We start from the raw sequence: 18,642 nt of genomic DNA on the forward strand, positions 1-18,642 counted from the left end.
AACTACAGAGGCCGACGGCGACCGGGCGCGTTGCTGAGAACCGCCAGTGCGGTGGCCGCACCGATGCCGACAAGGCCTGCCGCCGCTGCGAGCGGGTGCAGCGTCGCCCGGGTGTACGCGCTGGTCCGCATGACGGGGAGCGGCGGGTCGCCGCGCATCTCGCCCGCCGCCACCGGCGCGTGCAGGGCCCCATCCGGATTGCGGGGAGCGCTCGCGCGCTTCTGGAGCGCGATGATCGCCGGGGCGAGATAGTCGTAGGCGCCGGGCGCGAACTCCTTGCCGGCCGTGAAGGCCTTGCCGGCGCCGCCCACGAAGATGTCGCGCTGCGGGTGCACCGCCGCGTGCAAGATGGCGTTTGCGACCTCTTCGGGCGGGTAGATCGGCGGCGGCAGGCTCGGCTCGCGGTCCATGTAGTTGCGCGCGCGCTGGGGCAGGGGGGTATCGATCGAGGCCGGCTTGATCAGGGTGACCGAGACCGGCGCCTTCTCGTACATCAGCTCCATGCGCAACGCGTCGGTGAAGCCCTTCACCGCGTGCTTCGAGGCCGCGTACATTCCCTGGAACGGGAAGGCGAGGTCCGACGCGATGCTGCCGACGTTGATGAGCGCGCCGCCATGCTGGCGCAGGTGCTCGGTCGCCACCAGCGACCCGTAGACCGTGCCCCAGAAGTTGGTCTGGACCAGCCGCTCATGGTCGGCGTCGCTGATCTCGCGCAGCCGGCCGTAGATCGAGCCGCCGGCGACGTTCACCCAGGTGTCGAAGCCGCCGAACGTCGCCTCCGCGCGATCGGCGACGGCCTGGACGTCCGCCCGGCGGCCGACATCGGCGACCACGTCGATCGCCTTGCCGCCGATCCCCTCGATCTCGGCCCGGATGCGCGCCAAGGCGTCGCCGCTGCGCGCCGCCATGACGACGCGGGCGCCGCGTTCGGCCGCCATCCGCGCCGTGGCCAGCCCGATGCCCGACGATGCGCCGGTGATCACGATGACCTGCTCGCGGAGCGGCTTGTGCTTCATGAGTCTCCCCCGGTGTTTCGATATGCGGCTGCCATCCGCGAGGGACGCGACCGCACACCCTGCTATTCACCGGGAGGGCGTCATGGTTCCGGATACCGGGAGGGTGTTTGCGTCGCAGGGCGCGTTTTCGGTCAGCGCCCGTAGATATCTTCTACGCGGATGATGTCGTCCTCGCCGGTATAGGAGCCGACCTGCACCTCGATCAGCTCCAGCGGGATCTTCCCCGGATTGGCCAGCCGGTGCATCGACCCGATCGGCAGGTAGACCGCCTCGTTCTCGTGGACCAGAACCACCCGCTCGTCGATCGTCACCTCGGCGGTGCCGCGCACCACCACCCAATGCTCTGCCCGGTGGTAGTGCTTCTGCAACGACAGGCGGCCGCCCGGCACCACCTGGATCCGCTTCACCTGGAACCGCTCGCCGAGGTCGATCCGCTGGTACCAGCCCCACGGCCGGTACATCCGCAGATGCGCATCCGCCTCCGGCTCACCTTTCGCCCGCAGCGCGGTCACCAGCTCCTTCACCTGCCCCGAGCGCGCCTTCGAGGCCACCAGCACCGCGTCGGGCGTGGACACCACCACCACGTCCTCCAGGCCCACCACAGCGGTGACGCCGTCGCCCTGGCTGTGGACGAGGCTGTTCTTCGTCTCGATCAGCGACACCCGGCCCCGCACCGCGTTGCCGGCCTCATCGTGGTCCAGGACCTGCCAGACCGCGTCCCAGGTGCCGACATCCGACCAGGGGAACGACACCGGCAGCACGCCGGCCTGGGCGGTCCGCTCCATCACCGCGTAGTCGATCGAGATCTTGGGGGCCTGGGCGAAGGCCGCCGCATCGAGGCGCACGAAGTCGAGGTCGGTGACCGCGGCCTCCAGGGCCGCGCGCGCGGCCGCGAGCACGTCCGGCACGAACGCCTCCAGCTCGGCCAGCATCAGGTCGGCGCGGAAGAGGAAGTAGCCGGAGTTCCACAGCGCGCCCTCCGCAATCAGCGCCTCGGCGCCGGCCCGGTCGGGCTTCTCGACGAAGCGGGCGACGCGGGCGGCGCCCGGCGCCTCGGCGATCGGCTCGCCGCGGCGGATGTAGCCGTAATCGGTGGCGGGGCGGTCCGGCTCGATGCCCAGTGTCATGGTGTAGCCCGCCCGCGCGCCGGCGGACGCGCGCACCACGGCGTCCACGAAGGCGGCGGTGTCGGGCACGACGTGGTCGGCGGCCATGATCAGCACGACCGCCTGCGGGTCGGTGGCCGCCGCGTGCAGCGCCGCCACCGCGACCGCGGCGGCCGAGTCGCGCCCCTGCGGCTCGAGCAGGATGTCGGCGGCAAGGCCGAGCTGGTCGCGCTGCTCGGCGACGATGAACCGGGCCTCGGCCGAGGCGATCACGGTCGCCTTCGCGAACACGGCCGCGTCCGACACCCGTGCCAGCGTCGCCTGGAACGTCGAGCGTTCTGCGTCCACCAGCCGGGCGAACTGCTTGGGCATGCTCTCCCGCGAGGCCGGCCACAGCCGAGTCCCCGTCCCGCCGCACAGGATCATCGGGTGGATGACAGCAGAGGACCGGGACATGGTGACGTCTCCCGATAGGATCGGCGGGCGGCCCGCATGGCCTGGCCCCGGGCCGCTTGGTAAGGCTTTGGCACGCCATCGGCGACCGTTTTCCGGATGTGGCCTTAACGTCGGACCCGGGGCGGAACAATCCTGCGCGGATTGTCCACGTGCTTCCGGACTGGCCCGGAGCCGGCGGATCGTTATCTGTGCGTCTGCATGAGCTCATCCGCCCAGATCCACCCGAGCGCCGCCGGAACACCCCGCCGGATGCCATCCGTCGAGCGCTTGGTCGGCAGTACGGCGGCGGCCGATCTGGAAGCCTATGGGCGGACAGCCTTCACCGACGCGATCCGGGCCGTGCTGGCCGACCTCCGCGCCGCGGGTGGCCCGGTGCCGGACGAGCCGGAGATCCGGGCTGCCGCGTGCGCGCGCCTCGCCGCCGCGCGACGCCCCTCCCTGCGGCCTGTGTTCAACCTCACCGGGACCGTGCTCCACACCAATCTCGGTCGCGCCCTGCTGCCGCGTTCGGCCGCCGATGCGGTCGCCGCCGTGATGGTGCAGGCGAGCAACCTGGAATTCGATCTGGGAACCGGGGCCCGGGGCGAGCGGGACGACCACGTCGAGGGCCTGATCTGCCGCCTGAGCGGTGCGGAGGCCGCGGTGGTGGTGAACAACAACGCGGCCGCGGTCCTGCTGGTGCTGAACGCGCTCGCCATGCGCAAGGAGGTGGTGGTCTCGCGCGGAGAGCTGGTGGAGATCGGCGGCTCCTTCCGGGTGCCGGACGTCATGATCCGCGCCGGATGCCGTCTCCGCGAGGTCGGGACCACGAACCGCACGCATCTGGGCGACTACGCGGAGGCGATCGGCCCGCGTACCGGCCTGGTGATGAAGGTGCATCCGAGCAATTACGCGATCGCGGGCTTCACCGCCGCCGCCGACCCGGCCGCCCTGCACGCCCTCTGCCGCGAGCGCGGCGTGCCGCTTGCCGACGATCTCGGCAGCGGCAGTCTCGTTGATCTCACCGCCTACGGCCTTCCGGCCGAGCCCACCGTCCGGGCGGCCCTGGCGCGGGCCGACGTGGTGACGTTCAGCGGCGACAAGCTCCTCGGTGCGGTCCAATGCGGCATCGTGGCCGGCCGGAAGGACCTGATCGCTCGCGTGCGCAAGAACCCGCTGAAGCGGGCCTTGCGTGTCGACAAGATGACCTACGCGGCCCTTGAAGCGGTGCTGCGCCTCTATCTCCACCCGGAGCGGCTGCGGGCGGAACTGCCGACCCTGCGGCTGCTGACCCGCGACCGCGCGGCGATCGCCGAGCAGGCGGAGCGGCTCGCGCCCGCGGTGGCGCAGCGGCTCGCCGGCAGCGCGACAGTCTCGGTGGCAGCGTGCATCAGCCAGATCGGCTCCGGCGCCCTGCCGGTCGAGACCCTGCCCAGCGCCGCGCTGGTTCTCCATCCGGATCCGGGGGCGGACCAGGCCGGCGCGGCGCCGGCGGTCGGTGCAAGCGGCTGGCCGAGCGCCTGCGCGGGCTGCCGATACCGGTGATCGGCCGGATCACCGACGACACGATCGTCCTCGACCTTCGGACCCTGGAGGACGAGACCGGGCTCCTCGACACACTCGCGGCGCTCGCATCGCCAAATAGTGAGTCACGATCCCAACCCGGTTGTTAGGAAATCGTAACGCTCGGCTGGACCTTGTGCGCCGGCTTCGCGTGTTATGGTATGATGACAGACCCGCGGTCGCGGTCGAGAGTGGCGGTGCCTGGACCGCGATGGGCGAACGATATGGCGTACACTGCCGACACGTTAGAGGCGGAGCGAGAGTCGGACCCGCTCCTCCTGGATAATCAGCTTTGCTACGCGCTGTATGCGGCCGCGCACCGGATGACCAAATCGTACCGCCCGTTCCTAGAGCGGCTCGGCCTGACCTATCCGCAATATCTCGTCCTTCTGGTCCTGTGGGAGCAGGACGGCGTCACGGTTTCCGAGATCGGCCGGCGGCTGCGGCTCGATTCCGGGACCCTCACGCCGGTGCTGAAGCGGCTGGAAAGCGCGGGCTTCCTGCTCCGCACCCGCCGTCAGTCCGACGAGCGCGAGGTCGAGATCGCGCTGACGCCGAAGGGCTCGGCACTCCGCTCCGAGGCCGTCTCCGTCCGTGAGAGCGTGATGTGCCAGCTCGAACTGAGCGAGCCGGAGATCCGCGCCCTGCGCAAGGACCTGAGCCTCGTCATCGACCGCCTGAGTGTGGGCGAGTGACGGCTCCGCGCAGCGGGCCGCAGCCTCCCATCATCGGCGCAGGCGGTTGCCCAGGACGAAGCCGTAGAGCCCCATCAGGATGATGCCGACCGCGCCCTCGAGGCCGACCAGCAGGTTGGTGACGCGGCCGGTGGGCTTCAATCCGATCTCCGGCGGGTTCGCGGTCATCATGTTGAGCGCGCTGTAGCTCAAGAGATCGAGGGGATTGTAGGTCGGGCCCGCCTCCGGCCCGTCCAGGATGAACAGGCCGCCGGTCAGCCCGTAGAGACCCGCGAACACGACGATCAGCAGGGCGAAGGCCCGGGCGATGCGCGACAGGCTCTCGCCGTAATCGCACAGCCACTCGGCGAAACGGTCGGCGGTCCAGCGGTAGCCGTGCCGCAGAACGCCGGTCCAGTCCCGCTCGGTCCAGGCCGCCAGCGCCTGCCGCCCGGCATGGAAACGTCCCATCCGGCGGCCCCGCTTGTAGGCCCAGCTCGCCGCGTCGTGGCTGCCGATGCTCTTCCAGTTCTGCTCCAGGGCCAGATAGCTCGCTTGTGCGGCTTCGTAGGCGCCGGCCACCTCCTCGCCGACCGCGCCGCCGAGCTGCTCGACGCTCATCCGCGTGCCGTTCAGCCACGCGCCGGAGAATCGGGCGTGCCGGAGGCGGCAGGTGGCGAGATTCAAGCGCACCAGATCGGTATCCGACAGATCGGCCCCCGACAGGTCGGCCCCGTCGAGCTTCGCCCCGGTGAAATTCGCCCCCCGCAGCCGCGAGCCCGCCAGACTCGCCTTCGTCAGGCTGGCGCCGGCAAAATCCGCGTGGGTGAGGTTGGCATCCGCGAGCTTGGCTTCGTCCAGGCGGGCCTCGCGGAACACCGTGTCGTCGGCGTCCGCGCCGGAGAAATCCGTGCCCCAGAGATCGGCGCCTGCGAAATCCGCTCCGTCGAGAAGCGCGCCGGACAGGTCGGCGAACCGCATCGCGGCTTGGCCGAAGCGCGCATCCTCCAGCATGGCGCCGGCGAACTTCACTTGGCCCGCGACCGTCCCGGTGAAATCCGCGCCCGACAGGTCCGCCTCGGAGAGGTCTGCCTCCTCCAGGATGGCGCCCGTGAAGCGGGTCGAGCGCCCGACCACGCCGCGGAGCGTGGCCCGGCGCAAATTCGCCCCGGCGAGGTCGGCCTCCTCCATCCGGGCGCCGGAGAGATCGGCCTCGGTGAGCGGCAGGCCGCCGGACTCGGGATCGGCGGTCCCCGCCTCCGCGGACAGCACATCGGGGCACGCCCGCAGATGCGAGAGATCCAGTCCCGGCGCCCGCAGGGGCGTCTCGGCCGCGATCCGGTCCAGGAGTGCGAGCAGACGCGGATCCGCGTAAGTGTCCGGTCGCGCGTCGGGTGGGGTCGCACTGGTCCATGATCGTTCCTTGCCGGAAGGAGCGACCGCGCGCCAGACGCTCCTCTCAGCCCGAGCGGGCCGCTGCGGTCACCCGGACGGTGATCGCCTTGGCGGCGGGCGTCTTGGACTGCTCGTCATGGTGCCAGAGCGGCAGCAGGACGTTCAGCTCGGGGTAGTAGCCGCCGCAATTCCCTTCCGGAATGTCGTAGGCCACGACCCGGAGCCCGCCGACACGCCGCGGAACCGAGTCGTCGGCCTCGGTCTCCACGTCGACGCCGCCGCCATCCTTCAGTCCAAGCCGGGCGATGTCCTGCCGGTTCATGAACAGCACGTCGCGGGTGCCCTTCACGCCGCGGAAGCGGTCGTCGTACCCGTAGACCGTCGTGTTGAACTGGTCGTTCGACCGGAGGGTGATCAGGTCGAGCACGTCCGGGCCGCGGGCCGGCAGGTCCGGGTCGGCCTCCAGGCCCGCCGGCACGGCGAAGTTCGCCTTGCCGGTCTCCGTCTCCCACTTCCGGTCGCGGGCGCCCAGGGGCTTGGTCAGGCCGCCCGGCTGGAACATCCGCCCGTTCAGGTCGTGGAACACCTTGGGATAGGTCGCCTCAATGGCCGCGCGCACCCGGCCATAATCGGCGACCCAGGAATCCCAGTCGATCCGCGGATTCGGCGGCAGGGTCGCCTTCGCGATCTCCGCCACGATCCAGGGCTCCGAGCGCAGGTGCGGGCCGACCGGATCGGAGACGCCCCGGGAGCCGTGGAAGCGCGCGGTCGAATCCTCCATCGAGACCACCTGCGGGCCGCTCGCCTGCCGGTCGATCTCGATGCGGCCGAGGCAGGGCAGGATGTAGGCCACCGCCCCGTTCACGAGATGCGAGCGGTTGAGCTTGGTCGAGATCTGGACGGTCAGCCGCTGCCGTCGCCAAGCCGGCTCCATGCGGCCGGTATCGGGGACCGCGCGCAGGAAGTTGCCGCCCAGCCCGATGAAGGCCTTCACGCTGCCATCGAGGATGCCCTCGCAGGTCTCGACGGTGTTGAGCCCCTTCTCCCGCGGCGGCTCGAAATCGTAGAGTTCCTTCAGCTTGTCGAGGGGCGCCAGTTCCGGCTTCTCGGTGATGCCGACCGTGCGCTGACCCTGCACGTTGGAATGGCCGCGCACGGGGCAGATCCCGGCCCCGGGTTTCCCGATATTGCCCCGCAGGAGCAGCAGGTTGACCAGCATCCGCACGGTCTCGGTGCCCTTGCGGTGCTGCGTGAGGCCCATCCCGTAGATGCCGATCACCGCCTTGGCGCGGGCGTAGGCCGCCGCCGCGGCTTCCAGGCCGGCCCGGGTGAGCCCGGAGCGCCGCTCCAGCGCGGCCCAATCCTGGCCGTCGCAGAAGGCGACGAAATCCTCGAACCCGTGAGTGTGCTCGGCAATGAAGGCGTGATCGAGCACGCCGGGCCGGCCGGACGCGGAAGCCTCCCGGTCCATGGCAAGCAGCGCCTTGCACAGGCCGGTGATCGCCGCGAGATCCCCGCCCGCCTTCACCTGATGGTACTGGGTCGAGATCTTCGTGGAGGACCGCGTCAGCATCTCCACCGGCGATTGCGGATCGGTGAAGCGCTCCAGCCCGCGCTCGCGCAGCGGGTTGAAGGTGATGATCTGCGCGCCGCGGCGGCGTGCCTCCTGGAGCGGGTGGAGCATCCGCGGCGCGTTCGACCCGACATTCTGGCCGAAGAAGAGGATCAGGTCGGTGTCCTCGAAATCCTCCAGGAGCACCGTGCCCACGGGCGCACCGATTGATTGGGGCAGCGCCACCGAGGTCGGCTCGTGGCACATGTTGGAGGAATCCGGCAGGTTGTTGTTGCCGTAGAGACGCGCCATCAGCGCCCACATGTAGCTGGTCTCCAGGGAGGCCCGGCCCGAGGCGTAGAACACGACCGATTTCGGGTCGGCCGCGCGCAGGGCCTTCAGCTCTCGCCCGATCTCCGCCATCGCCTCGGCCCACGAGACGGGACGGTAGCGGTCGGTCTCGGGATCGTAGCGCAGGGGATGGGTGAGCCGGCCCTGCTCCTCCAGGGCATAATCGCTCCAGCCGAGCAGCTCGGTGACGGTGTGGGCCGCGAAGAAGTCCGGGGTCGCACGCCGCCGTGTCTGCTCCCAGGCGGTCGCCTTGGCGCCGTTCTCGCAATACTCGAACGCGAGCGGCTTGGCGGGCTTCGCCCAGGCGCAGGACACGCACATGTACCCGTCCGGCTTGTTCTGCTTCAGCAGCATCGCCGAACCGGTGACCGGCACACCCTCACGCGTCAGGATCTCGGCGAGGGAGCGGGCCGAACCCCAGCCGCCCGCCGGGCCGTCATAGGGCTCGATCCGTACGTCGCCGGTTTCCTGCTCGGCCATGCTGTCCTCCCATCCGGCACGCCAGCGACCGGACGAGGGAAACGCGCGAGCCGGGAAACGGATCACGGGCGCGTCACCGCAACCGGGACGGCTTTTCTGATTGATGTCCCGGATCTAACGTCGACTCGTACACATAAGAGTGGAGGAGGAGATCGCGGCCAGCGTCGACGTCGAGATGGTGAAGTGTGCCTGCCAGGACTGCGTCTGCGTGATCCCGGTCGCGAAGGCGGTATCCCGGGACGGGAAGGCCTATTGCTGCGACTCGTGCGCCGACGGGCACACGGATCACCCCGGCTGCGACCATGCCGGCTGCAGCTGCCACGGCTGAGGTCGTTCGAGCGTCCAGACCGCGCGGCGGGCGCGCCGCGCGCGCGCCGCGTCAGGAGACGGCCGTCAGCTTGTCGGCCATGGACTGGTCCTTGTCCCGGCGCGTGGAGAAGATCAGCGTGAAGAAGGTCCGCTGGACCCCGAGTTCCGCGAGCTTCGCCTCGCACCGCTCGGCCAGCGCGCAGATCTCCGAGAGCTCGCCCTCGATGTTGGTGCCGTTGGGGTGCATCGTGGCGGTCAGGCCGCTCGACTCGATGATCGCCTTGATCGCGCGGACATAGGGCGAGACCGACGGGCCGACGCCCATCGGCACGATGCAGAGGTCGGCCGAAACCTTCATGATGTGTGCCTGATCCGGAAGAGGCGCGACCCGGCGCGGCGACCGCGGCCGGCGGCGCGGGCTGGAGCGGGTGAAGGGAATCGAACCCTCGTATTCAGCTTGGAAGGCTGATTGACGCCGCACGGCGGGGGCGCCCGGCCTGTTAACCACATTCTAGAACACCTTCTACGTCAAATACTTGTCCACTGTCCGACCGCGGCGGCCGCTTGCCAGCGCGCCGCCCCGCCCGTTGTATCGCCGTTGTATCGGGCCGGGGACGGGCATGGCGGGCGGCTACACGAGGGAACGGGCGCGGCTCACGGCGGATCACGTCCGGCGGGCGCGGTCGATGATCGCAGGGGGGCGAATCGAGGGCCGCGGCTTCGAGTGGGGCGACACCGCCTGCGTCGGCCTCACGCTCCGCGTCACCCCCCAGGCCGCCACCTGGTACCTGCGGGGCAGGGCGTCGACCGTCCGGCTCGGTTCGGTGGACGCGCTCACGGTGGCCGCAGCGCGCGAGGCCGCGACCCGGGCGCGCCTCGACCTCCAGGGCGGCCGCGACCCGAAGCTGGACCTGCGGGTGTTCGAGCACGCCATGGCGGCGACCGGGGACCCGGAGGCGGCGGCGGACGCGGCCTGGCCGGAGGAGGTCGCCGTGCCGTCGGACGAGGAACGCCGGCGCCGCGGCCCGTGGCAGTGGCATGACCTGGTCGACCTGTTCCTGGAGCACAAGGCACGGACGCTCACGCCCGGCTACGTCCGGCAGTACACGTCCTACCTGCGCCATCCCCAGTACGACCGGCTGCGGCACGTGTTGGTTCGCGACCTCGGGCCCGAGATCCTCCAGGAGATCCGTGACGACATCGCCGAGGCGAACTCCCTCTCGGCCGCGGCGCGCTGCGTCCGCCAGGGCAAGGAGATGATGGAGTGGGCCTGGGCCAACCATTCGGGGCGAAGTGGTTTGTCGAAGGCGCGCGACCGGTGGCCGATGTGGCGGGATCAGTGGAACGTCACCTACGCCCCGGGCAAGCGCGCGCACACGCCGACCCTGCCCGAGCTCGGGCGGACGCTGGCCCTGGCGGAGCGGCACCGCAGCCTCGGCCAGACCGAGCACGCCACCGGAGCCGGGGCGCTGGCGATGCTGTGGTGCGTCGTCCTCACCGGGCAGCGGACCGGACAAGTCGCCGGCACGACGCCGGGGCAGGTCTCGGACCTCGATGCCGAGGCGGGCGCGCCCGGGCCCGGCTGGCGCGCGGTCGCGTGGGAGGGGCCGGCCATGAAGTCGAGGCGGGCGCACTTGCTCCCCCTGCCGCCGGAGGCCTGGGCGGCCCTGCGCCGAGTGTCAGGGGCGAAGGGCGCGGCCTGGCTGTTCCCGAGCAAGCGCGGGGGAGGGCACGTGTCCCCGGGCGCCCTGAACCAATTGCTCTACCGGCTGTCCGGTCGACGCATCACCGGGGCGACGGGGAGGGGGCCGCTCGTCGACCTGCTGGGGGCGCACGGGGTCCGGCACTGGACCCTGCATGACGTGCGGCGGTCGCTGACCACGTTCCTGACCGACCGCCGGCTCGGGGGCGCGGCGTCGGCCATCCTCGACCACGAGATCGCCGGCGCCGAGGACCTGCGCGAGCGCCGGGCCACGGTGACCCGGCTGCACTACGACACGGCCCAGCGCGTGGCCCTGAAGGCCGAGGGGATGGGCCTGTGGGTCAGCGCGGTGCTGGAGGCCTACGAGGCCGAGCGGGCGGCCCTGTCCGGCCTCCCGGCGCCCGTGCGGCCGCCCCGGACCCAGCGGGCGCCTCGGCGCGTGCGTCCCGCCTGAGGCCGCACGTGGGCAGCGCGCGGGCGCACCCGGCAAGCCACAAGCCGGGTCATGGTACAAATCCAGGGCAGATCCGGCATTCTGACTTAGGTTTGTACCGCGCGGCCGCCCCGGCCAGGGATCCGTTCACCCTGCCCGCAGGCTCCGCTGGCGCCCGGCCGCAACAGCTGCGATCGTCGCGATTCCTCCCCGCCAGAGGCCTTCCCCGATGTCCCGAAAACCTGCGGCCGCGCCGCCCGTCTCGACATCCCGGAGGCTCTGAGCGCGCGCGCCGGCCTCCCCCAAAAATTGGAGGCCCCATGGCTACGTGGTTCACCGCGGATACGCATTTCGGGCACACCCGGATCGTCAACGCCACGTTCAGCACGCCCCGCCTCGCCTTCTCCACCATCGAGGAGCACGACGAGGCGCTGGTCGCGAACTGGAACGCGACGGTCGGGCCCGACGACACGGTCTGGCACCTGGGAGACTTCTCGTACCGCTGCCACCCCCGGCGCGAGAGGGCGCTGTTCGACCGCCTGGCCGGGGTCAAGCACCTGGTGCGGGGCAACCACGACAAGAGCGCGGCCGCCCTGCCGTGGGCCAGCGTGCGCGACGTCGGGCAGGTCGTCGCCGACGGCCAGGGGATCTGGCTCTCGCACTACTCGCACAGAACCTGGCCGAGGCTGCACCGCGGCGACCTGCACCTGTACGGGCACTCGCACGGCACGCTGCCCGGGGACAGCCGGTCGCTCGACGTGGGCGTCGACTGCTGGGATTACAGGCCGGTGTCGCTCGCTGAGATCCGCGGACGGATGGCGGCGAGCGACACGGTTCCGGCTGAGCTCAGAACTCCGGCGGAGGGTTAGGGTACCTGTCCTTTCGCCAGCCGGTCGACGAGCGCCCATACTGCTGGCTGTGGAACGCGATCTCCCAGATCGCGTAGCCAAGGCGCTCGTCCTCGGTCTCGTCCATGCCGTCCCAGCCGCACCACAGCACCTTCCCCGTCCGCGGGCTCCTGCGCTTCAGCAGGACACCGCAGCAGTAGTCGGGGTCGTCGGGATGCAAAATTTCCCACACCTCTAGGATCCCCTCGGGATGCTCGGGCGTGACGGTCTCGGACAGAGGGCTGTCCGCGTATTCGATCCGGCGGATCGTGTACGGGCCACCGGTACCGTCGGCGTCGCGAGCGTACAGAGGCGGCACGATCGCTCGCACGTGCTTGACCGCGGTGTACCGCAGTTCCGGCGCATGCAGCGCGGCCGTCTCAGTCCGAGTACGGCCGTGAAAGAGGTCGGGTGTGCTAAGACAAGGCTCCATTTTGCGGTCTCCAACCGGCGCCGGGATTTGGCGTACTCGATGGGAGTGGGTTGATCGGATCTACTGGACTTGTACTTGTAGAACCGTCGCCTCGGAGACTGATCCTTGTCTACCCGGATCCCTTGAATTTTCCGTTAAACGGCCCTGGGCGCCGGGTTTTGGCCGCGCCCAGGGCCGTGGATCATCGGAGCGAATACCGCGTCCGTGGCGCGGCCGCCCAGGCTCGCATGGCCTCGATGAGCTCGGGCGTGAACCGCACGGTGGCGGCGTCGCAGTACCAGCCGCGGTGGTGCAGCCGGGGCTCGACGCCGGCAGCGCGGGCGAGACGGAACGCCGTGCTCCGCGAGCACCCGAGGGCCGACTGGATGGCGTAGATCTCGCGGACCGCGCCGACGGGCGGCTCGTCGAGCTCGATGGGGAGCTTGGCGAACGTGTTGACCGCCTGCTGCAGGCGCGCGGTTCGCCGGTCCCCCTGCTCTCGGGCGAAGGCCTGCCCGCGCTCCCGGGACGGCCGGTCCTCCCGGATCGCGCGGGACTCCTGCTCCCACTCCCATCGCGAGAACGCGGCCTCGCACACGTGGCGGATGTACCGGCCGTGGAAGGCCGCGGCCGCCGACCCCACGAGCAGGGCCCGGGCGGACCAGGCCTCGCCGTCGCCGCCGTGGGCGACGTATGCCCTTAGCGCCACGCCGGCATCGAGCGGCCCGGCGATCTCGGCCGCGACGCGCCGGGGCAGATGCCCGAGCCTGATGCCGTTACGCCACCAGACCTCGACCGCATTGCTGTCGTGCGGGTTCTCGGACTCGCGAACGAGGGAGAGGCGGTCGCCAGCGACGGGGATCAGGGGTTCGCCCGTGAGCTCGTAGATGGCGGCGTAGTCGTAGAACTGCAGGCCGGCGATAGACGAATCGATCCACGGCTCGCCGGCCTTCAGGGCGGGGATCTCGACGCCGGCATAGGTGCCCTCGAACCCATCGAGGTTCGGGAGGAGATCGGGGGAGAGGGTCTGTTCAGAAGGCATGCTCGTCCTCCCCGAGTACGGTCGCCGGCACGAGCGCCGACGATGCGACGAGGCAGGGGGTGCCGAGGCAGGTGTGCTCAGCTCGGAACCCGCGGTCCCCGATGATGGCCGTGGACCAGCACGGCGAGCCGGCTGGGATAATGCGACCGTCGGGGCAGACGGCGCAGGGTCGGGCCTTGCGCGTCGTCACCTGGCCGTTCCTGAGCGTGACGTCGCCCCTCTCAGCGTTCATCGCCGCCCCCCTGGTCAATGCCGTCTATGGCCCTGGCGATCTCACCCAGGCGGCGCCCGAGAGGCTGCACGGGCATCGGCGGCTCAGGGCGGACCACGCCGTCTACGACGACGTCGCCGGGTCGGAGCGGGGCAGCGGTGGCGATGCCGGCGTTGGGAACGCACGCGGTGCACAGATCGCCCGAGTGCCAACCACAGCCACCAGGGCACGGATCCAGTTGGCTGCAGCCGCACGCCTGGCAGACCATGCCGAGAACCGAGGGGATAGAGAACACGCTGGCCTCGTCGCCCGTGCCGGCCCACCAGGCCCCCTCCGGCACGCCGTCGTACCCGACGACCGCCTCGCGCAGGAGCTCGCCCGCGCGCTCCATGGCCTCGTCCCCGGCGCGGCACGCCGGCATCCTGGCGTGCTCCGAGATGGCCATCGCGACGCCAAGCTCGACGGCGGCCGCCCCGACGCGAGCCTGGACGTGCGCCGGCAGCGCGGTCCACGCGACCGTGCCGTCGAAGGCCGTGGAGCTGATGTTCGAGTGCTCAGCCATCGATTGGGTCCCCCCGGCGCGGGTTGATCGGCTCCAGGATGCCGGCGACGTCCGAGAGGTAGGCGATGAGGAGGAAGAGCAGGCCGAACGCGAGGGACCACTCCGCCACCACGAAGGCCGCGAGGGCGAGCTCGCCGGCATGGCCGGCAAACGCGAACAGGAGCGTCGTGAGGAAGGCGGCGGTTACGCAGGTCGCGCCGACCGTCCCGCACGTCAGGATGAGGAAGGCGCGCATCAGAGCGTGTCCTCCACCGGCGTGGTGAGGCGCGGCAGCGCCCGGCGCAGGGCCTCGATGTCGTCGACGTTCGCGACCGCCTGCAGGGCCTCGGCGCCCAGCGTGATCGTGATGGGGACGGCCTTGGACGGCGGCACAGCCACGTGGTCGGGCCCGTTCGACCGGATGATCTCGAACCCGGCCTTCGTCAGGCTTTCGATCACGAACGAGGCCTTGTTGGCGCTCCCGTGAATGTTGCCGAGGCACTGCGAGAGGGCAGCCGCGATGGCGACATGGGCGGGGCTGGGGACCTGGACACTCATCTGACGATCCTTCTGTTCTGGCTGCTGCGGGGATGCGGCGGCGTGGGGCTGGATTTCAGGGCCTCGGGCCGAGGATGCCGTCGGCGAGCGCGGCCGCTGCACGGACGCCGGCGTCGCCCTCCGCCCGGACGGCGAGGACCTCGATGCGGGAGGGCGGCTCGACGGTGTGGATGTCCCCCGCAGCGTCCCGGCGCAGGCCGAGGTAGGCGAGGACGGACCCGGCGACGCGCTGGCGCCCGAGCAAGCTCTTCGAGACGATGCTCTCGGCCGCTTTGGGCGACACGCCCTGCAGCCCCCGGGCGAAGGCGACCTGCCCCCCGGCCCTGGCGACGGCCTCTCCCAGGCGGATGCGGGCCTGGCGTTCGGTCAATCTCATCGTCTGTCTCCTCACCAAGGGATGTCTGCATCGTTCGGATCGAGGGGCGGCGGTGGCGGGGGCGGCCGATACCCGGGCAGGGGCTGCACTCGCGGGAGCGTCGGCCGGATCGGCGGATGCCGCGGCACCGGCTCCGGCGCCTCAGGGGGGCCGTCGTCCGCCGGCGCCGATCGCTTGAGCCCGGCCAGCCTGGAGGGCGCCTGGGGCTTCGGCGGGGGAACCGGCGCGGGGGCCGCGGCGGGCGCCGGGACGCGGATCATCGGCGGGCGCGGCGCGGGGACGGGGGCCGGCGGCGGGGCGGGCTCCGTGGGCGTCGCCGGCTGCATGCCGTCCACGAGCGCGATGACGCCGGCACGCATGGCCTGCACGACCCGGTCCTCGACGTCGCGGACGAGGCCGGTCATGGGGTGGCCCGCGTCGCCTGCGGCGGAGGCCAGGGCGGCGGCGCGGGCCTCGGCGAGGCGCTGGCGCAGGGCTGCGCCGGTCAGGCCATCGAGGCCTTCGAGCAGGGGATGGCTCACGCGCGCGGCTCCTCGATGGCGATCCAGTTGCCGGCCTCGAACCGGACGTGGCCGGACTTGCGCAGGCGCTGCAGGGACAGCGAGACCTGCGCGATTCTGAGCCCGAGCGCCGGCGCGAGGTGCATCGGGAGCGAGCTCGACGGTCCGGCCTGGAGGGCGGCCAGGACGGCGGCGTCGCGGGCGGCGGAGGCAGCGCTCACAGGCACCCCCTGACGTACGCGCGCTCGATCCCGAGCGCCTGCAGGATCCGGGCTCCGGGCGACCGGCGGCCGGAGAGGACGTCCGCGAGGTAGCCGGGGCCCACGCCGTGGCGGCGGGCCCAGCCGGCGGCGGAGCCCTGGCGCTGGATGGCAGCGCGGAGCTCGTCGAGGACGGCCTCCGGTGCCACGACCTGCGCCGCCTCCTCGCAGCTCAGGGCGGCCGCGTCGTACGAATCGTCGGGGTGCCAGCTCACGCGCACGCCCCCCTCAGCGCGGCCCGGCCGGCGGTGTCCGTCGGCAGGCCGAGGTAGCGCGCCCGGCTCTGCAGCGCCGGCGGCGTGACGCCCAGCGCGGCCGCCGCCCTGCGCAGCGAGAGCGGCCCCTGGATCGCTGCGGCGACGTCAGCGTCCGTCATGCGCTGGCGATCCGGCAGACGCGCCGTCGGCGGCACCGCTCGGATGGCGACGCCGGCGAGCTGGGCCCAGCAGTGGGCGGTGTACTGCGAGACGCCGAGCCGACGCGCGACCGCGCCGACGCCGACCGTGGCCGCAACGACGCGCCGGACATCGGGCACCGACACGCCCGATCCCACTTCCCTCCAGATCTGCATTGCCGTCCTCCGAATGTTCACGCGATGCTTGCGCAGGGGTATTTGAGCAAGTTCGTCAAAAGACGAAAGAGGCTTGGGGGCACAAAGTTAACGGGTCTCGATTGAACAACGTTCAAAGACCTGCCTGTATAGAGCGCCATGTACGTATCAATACGCACAGTCTTCAGATGATAGCCTCGCAAAGTTGACGCCAGGACAGAGAATGTTCTTGCCGGAGCCCGCAGCGGTGCTAGCATTCGTCATGTGCCGAATGACGGCACGGCAAATTCGGAGGGATGCGATGCCGTACGAGAACCGGGTCACGAGGCAGTGGCAGCGCCCGCCGGAGGGGCTGGGGCTGACCTGGCAGGTCGCGCCGCGGGAGCTCCGCGTGTCGGGCGAGCTCAAAGCCCTCTGGACGGCGACGGAGCCCAGCCAGGATTACGACGACGCGCTCGCCAGCCAAGAGGGGCGGCACCTGCGTACCGTCGGCTACAGCTACGACCGTCTTAGCGGTCTGCCGTGCTTCTGGGAGAGCGCGCATCTCGACCGTCAGGCGGCGCAGGTCCTCGTCAATACCGCCCGCAACGGCTTGCAGGCGTATCGCGAGAAGCTGGCCCGGCAGCGCGCCGACGCGGCCGAGCGCGAGGCGTTCGAGGCGGCGAACCGGGAGCGCCAGGCGGCCGAGGACCTCGACCTCGCGACCCGCGCCATCGCCGCCGCGAAGGAGTCCCTCGAACGTCACGAGTGGGCGTGGGCCCTGGCCGACGACGTCACCCGGGCCAGGCGCCTGATCCTGATCCCGCCCGCACAACTGGAGCGGCGCCTGGCATGGGCGCTAGAGATGTACGTCGAACGCGCGCAGGCGAACGTCGACAGGGCGATGGCCGCGATGACGGCGATCTACGAGCCGGAGGCTGAGCGCGCCGCCATCGAGGACGTGCAGATCGCCGCGCTGGAGGGCTGCCGGCTCCTCAGCGCGCGCGACAGCGACCGGGCCAGCATCAATAACAAGATGGGCTGGGGCAGGACGACGACCGTTAAGGGGCACGTCCTCTCGTCCCACGAAAGGTTCGACACGATCCTCGCGAGCCACGCGCTCCGGGCGCTCCGCACGCACCGGCGGCAGTTGCCCCCGGACCTCGACCGGAGACTGTTCGGGCTCAGCGCCGAGGCGTGGATCGCGGCCAGCGCGGACGCCGCCTGATTGTGGCTTGCCGGGGCGAGGCGATCATCGAGACTCCACACACCAAGGAACCCCCGATGCGTTTCCTCGCCCGCCTCGCCGCCGTCCTCGCCGCCGTTGCCCTCGCCCCGGTCGCCCTCGTGTGGGACGGGGCGAAGTGGATCCGCAGGCTCTTCTTCCGGCCCGATCCCGTCCTGCCCACCGCCGTAGCCGCGGAGGACTACCTCGATGCCGCCGTGGCGGCCGCTCCCTCCGCCCCGGTGCCCGAGGGCATTCCGGCCCGGCACCCGGTCGGGATGGCCCTCGTCCTCCACGCCCGTCATCTCACCGCTGGCGGGGATCCCGTCGACCTCACCGGCCTGCCCGCCGACGCCGCGACGTGGCTGCACTCGCTCTCGCCCGACGAGCTCGCCGTGCTGGCCCTCGCGATGCCCCACGAGGCCCAGGCCCTCGCCGCTGGAACGGGACACGTCCCCGGCCTGCAGGGCCCGCACGATGCGGACACGTCCGCGGCGCCCGGGACGCATCCGCAGGATGCGGACATGTCAGAGGCGCCGGCATTCTCCTGGCCGTATAGGGGCGCCCGGGGCGACAGCGCGATGGCAGACCTGCTCGCACACGTTGAAGCCCTCAGGCACCGCCAGGTCCGGGTTGCCTGAGCCGCCCGAGCCCCCGAAACAACGAAGCCCGCCGGGATCACCGGCGGGCTTTTTCGTGGGCGCACGTGCGTCCGACGTCGGCCTACGTGCGTCCCACAGGGGACGCAAAAGGGCGCACGGGGCAAGTCGCAAGCAAAATCGTCACGCGCGCCGGACGGCTGGAAGCCGGGCCTCTGCCTTGGCGGCGCGGATCCTCAGGCCAGCGACCTCGGCGCGGGCGGCCGCAAGCTGGCGGGCGAGCTCCGCCTCACGGGCGCGGGAGGCCATGAGGGCTTGGCCGAGACGGTGGACGGCAGCCTCCGAGCGGGCTTCGGCGCGATCCCAAGCGGCCTGCTCGCGGTGGGCGCGGATGCCGGCGTCCATTGCCAGCAGGGCGGCTCCCAGGCCGGCCGACACGCCGTCGTGGACGACCTGTCCGTGATCGCGCATCGCTGCCTCCGTCGT

22 protein-coding genes and 1 pseudogene are annotated in these 18,642 nt (G+C 71.3%); 7 read left to right on the forward strand and 16 right to left on the reverse strand.

Annotated features, from left to right (window positions below; translation table 11 throughout):
- Positions 1–2: 2 nt before the first annotated feature.
- A complete protein-coding gene (locus tag M6G65_RS30350; protein ID WP_238194920.1) occupies positions 3–1,016 on the reverse strand; it encodes an SDR family oxidoreductase in 1,014 nt (337 codons plus the stop codon).
- 131 nt (positions 1,017–1,147) lie between these two features.
- Positions 1,148–2,578 carry a mannose-1-phosphate guanylyltransferase/mannose-6-phosphate isomerase gene (locus M6G65_RS30355; RefSeq protein WP_250103260.1) on the reverse strand — a complete coding sequence of 477 codons (1,431 nt, stop codon included), beginning with the start codon at positions 2,576–2,578 and terminating at the stop codon, positions 1,148–1,150.
- 198 nt (positions 2,579–2,776) lie between these two features.
- Between M6G65_RS30355 and selA the strand changes: the two are divergent.
- Positions 2,777–4,230: pseudogene (selA, locus tag M6G65_RS30360) on the forward strand (L-seryl-tRNA(Sec) selenium transferase).
- 114 nt (positions 4,231–4,344) lie between these two features.
- Positions 4,345–4,815, forward strand: coding sequence for a MarR family winged helix-turn-helix transcriptional regulator (locus tag M6G65_RS30365; protein ID WP_210032511.1), 471 nt, complete (start codon positions 4,345–4,347; stop codon positions 4,813–4,815).
- Positions 4,816–4,845: 30 nt separating this feature from the next.
- On the opposite strand, the gene M6G65_RS30370 is transcribed toward M6G65_RS30365, so the two are convergent.
- Both M6G65_RS30370 and M6G65_RS30375 read right to left on the reverse strand, forming a co-directional pair.
- Positions 4,846–6,153 (reverse strand): pentapeptide repeat-containing protein, encoded by a 1,308-nt coding sequence (locus M6G65_RS30370; protein WP_250104318.1) that lies wholly within the window; start codon positions 6,151–6,153, stop codon positions 4,846–4,848.
- A 100-nt stretch (positions 6,154–6,253) separates the two neighbouring features.
- Positions 6,254–8,572: an FdhF/YdeP family oxidoreductase gene (locus M6G65_RS30375; protein ID WP_250103261.1), complete on the reverse strand. Its 2,319-nt coding sequence runs from the start codon at positions 8,570–8,572 to the stop codon at positions 6,254–6,256.
- A gap of 175 nt (positions 8,573–8,747) precedes the next feature.
- Here M6G65_RS30375 and M6G65_RS30380 point away from each other — a divergent pair, with 175 nt between their 5' ends.
- Positions 8,748–8,900, forward strand: a complete 153-nt coding sequence (locus tag M6G65_RS30380) for a metallothionein (RefSeq protein ID WP_210331581.1) — start codon at positions 8,748–8,750, stop codon at positions 8,898–8,900.
- Positions 8,901–8,951: 51 nt separating this feature from the next.
- On the opposite strand, the gene M6G65_RS30385 is transcribed toward M6G65_RS30380, so the two are convergent.
- On the reverse strand, positions 8,952–9,239 hold the full coding sequence (locus M6G65_RS30385; RefSeq protein ID WP_192706506.1) for an MTH1187 family thiamine-binding protein: 288 nt from the start codon (positions 9,237–9,239) through the stop codon (positions 8,952–8,954).
- A gap of 262 nt (positions 9,240–9,501) precedes the next feature.
- Between M6G65_RS30385 and M6G65_RS30390 the strand changes: the two genes are divergently transcribed.
- Together M6G65_RS30390 and M6G65_RS30395 are read left to right on the forward strand one after the other, a co-directional pair.
- The gene (locus tag M6G65_RS30390; RefSeq protein WP_250103262.1) at positions 9,502–11,037 is read left to right on the forward strand and encodes an integrase arm-type DNA-binding domain-containing protein; all 1,536 of its coding nucleotides are present in this window, start codon (positions 9,502–9,504) and stop codon (positions 11,035–11,037) included.
- A 299-nt stretch (positions 11,038–11,336) separates the two neighbouring features.
- Complete coding sequence (locus M6G65_RS30395) at positions 11,337–11,885, forward strand: metallophosphoesterase (RefSeq protein WP_250103263.1); 549 nt, start codon at positions 11,337–11,339, stop codon at positions 11,883–11,885.
- On the opposite strand, the gene M6G65_RS30400 is transcribed toward M6G65_RS30395, so the two are convergent.
- The 10 genes from M6G65_RS30400 to M6G65_RS30445 all read right to left on the reverse strand — a co-directional run bounded on the left by M6G65_RS30400 (position 11,863) and on the right by M6G65_RS30445 (position 16,374).
- The gene (locus M6G65_RS30400) at positions 11,863–12,222 is read right to left on the reverse strand and encodes a hypothetical protein (RefSeq protein ID WP_238193805.1); all 360 of its coding nucleotides are present in this window, start codon (positions 12,220–12,222) and stop codon (positions 11,863–11,865) included. The genes M6G65_RS30395 and M6G65_RS30400 overlap by 23 nt on opposite strands.
- A gap of 295 nt (positions 12,223–12,517) precedes the next feature.
- Complete coding sequence (locus tag M6G65_RS30405) at positions 12,518–13,357, reverse strand: HIRAN domain-containing protein (RefSeq protein WP_238193807.1); 840 nt, start codon at positions 13,355–13,357, stop codon at positions 12,518–12,520.
- A gap of 221 nt (positions 13,358–13,578) precedes the next feature.
- The gene (locus M6G65_RS30410; protein ID WP_238193809.1) at positions 13,579–14,130 is read right to left on the reverse strand and encodes a hypothetical protein; all 552 of its coding nucleotides are present in this window, start codon (positions 14,128–14,130) and stop codon (positions 13,579–13,581) included.
- The gene (locus M6G65_RS30415; RefSeq protein ID WP_238193811.1) at positions 14,123–14,365 is read right to left on the reverse strand and encodes a hypothetical protein; all 243 of its coding nucleotides are present in this window, start codon (positions 14,363–14,365) and stop codon (positions 14,123–14,125) included. Before M6G65_RS30415 ends, M6G65_RS30410 begins: the two co-directional genes overlap by 8 nt.
- Complete coding sequence (locus tag M6G65_RS30420) at positions 14,365–14,667, reverse strand: hypothetical protein (RefSeq protein WP_238193812.1); 303 nt, start codon at positions 14,665–14,667, stop codon at positions 14,365–14,367. Before M6G65_RS30420 ends, M6G65_RS30415 begins: the two co-directional genes overlap by 1 nt.
- Before the next feature lie 55 nt (positions 14,668–14,722).
- Positions 14,723–15,043 (reverse strand): hypothetical protein, encoded by a 321-nt coding sequence (locus M6G65_RS30425; RefSeq protein ID WP_250103264.1) that lies wholly within the window; start codon positions 15,041–15,043, stop codon positions 14,723–14,725.
- 11 nt (positions 15,044–15,054) lie between these two features.
- Positions 15,055–15,564, reverse strand: coding sequence for a hypothetical protein (locus tag M6G65_RS30430; protein ID WP_250103265.1), 510 nt, complete (start codon positions 15,562–15,564; stop codon positions 15,055–15,057).
- A complete protein-coding gene (locus M6G65_RS30435) occupies positions 15,561–15,764 on the reverse strand; it encodes a hypothetical protein (protein ID WP_238193818.1) in 204 nt (67 codons plus the stop codon). Before M6G65_RS30435 ends, M6G65_RS30430 begins: the two co-directional genes overlap by 4 nt.
- A complete protein-coding gene (locus M6G65_RS30440) occupies positions 15,761–16,024 on the reverse strand; it encodes a helix-turn-helix domain-containing protein (protein WP_238193820.1) in 264 nt (87 codons plus the stop codon). Before M6G65_RS30440 ends, M6G65_RS30435 begins: the two co-directional genes overlap by 4 nt.
- Positions 16,015–16,374: a hypothetical protein gene (locus tag M6G65_RS30445; RefSeq protein WP_238193822.1), complete on the reverse strand. Its 360-nt coding sequence runs from the start codon at positions 16,372–16,374 to the stop codon at positions 16,015–16,017. The genes M6G65_RS30440 and M6G65_RS30445 overlap by 10 nt, the downstream gene beginning before the upstream one ends.
- A 202-nt stretch (positions 16,375–16,576) precedes the next feature.
- Here M6G65_RS30445 and M6G65_RS30450 point away from each other — a divergent pair, with 202 nt between their 5' ends.
- On the forward strand, positions 16,577–17,560 hold the full coding sequence (locus M6G65_RS30450; protein WP_250103266.1) for a hypothetical protein: 984 nt from the start codon (positions 16,577–16,579) through the stop codon (positions 17,558–17,560).
- A 56-nt stretch (positions 17,561–17,616) separates the two neighbouring features.
- Positions 17,617–18,198, forward strand: a complete 582-nt coding sequence (locus M6G65_RS30455) for a hypothetical protein (protein WP_238193826.1) — start codon at positions 17,617–17,619, stop codon at positions 18,196–18,198.
- A 141-nt stretch (positions 18,199–18,339) separates the two neighbouring features.
- Here the strand turns inward: M6G65_RS30455 and M6G65_RS30460 are convergent, their stop codons facing one another.
- A complete protein-coding gene (locus M6G65_RS30460; RefSeq protein WP_238193828.1) occupies positions 18,340–18,627 on the reverse strand; it encodes a hypothetical protein in 288 nt (95 codons plus the stop codon).
- Positions 18,628–18,642 lie beyond the last annotated feature (15 nt).

It is taken from the genome of Methylobacterium tardum, from assembly GCF_023546765.1.
GTDB classification, from domain to species: domain Bacteria; phylum Pseudomonadota; class Alphaproteobacteria; order Rhizobiales; family Beijerinckiaceae; genus Methylobacterium; species Methylobacterium tardum.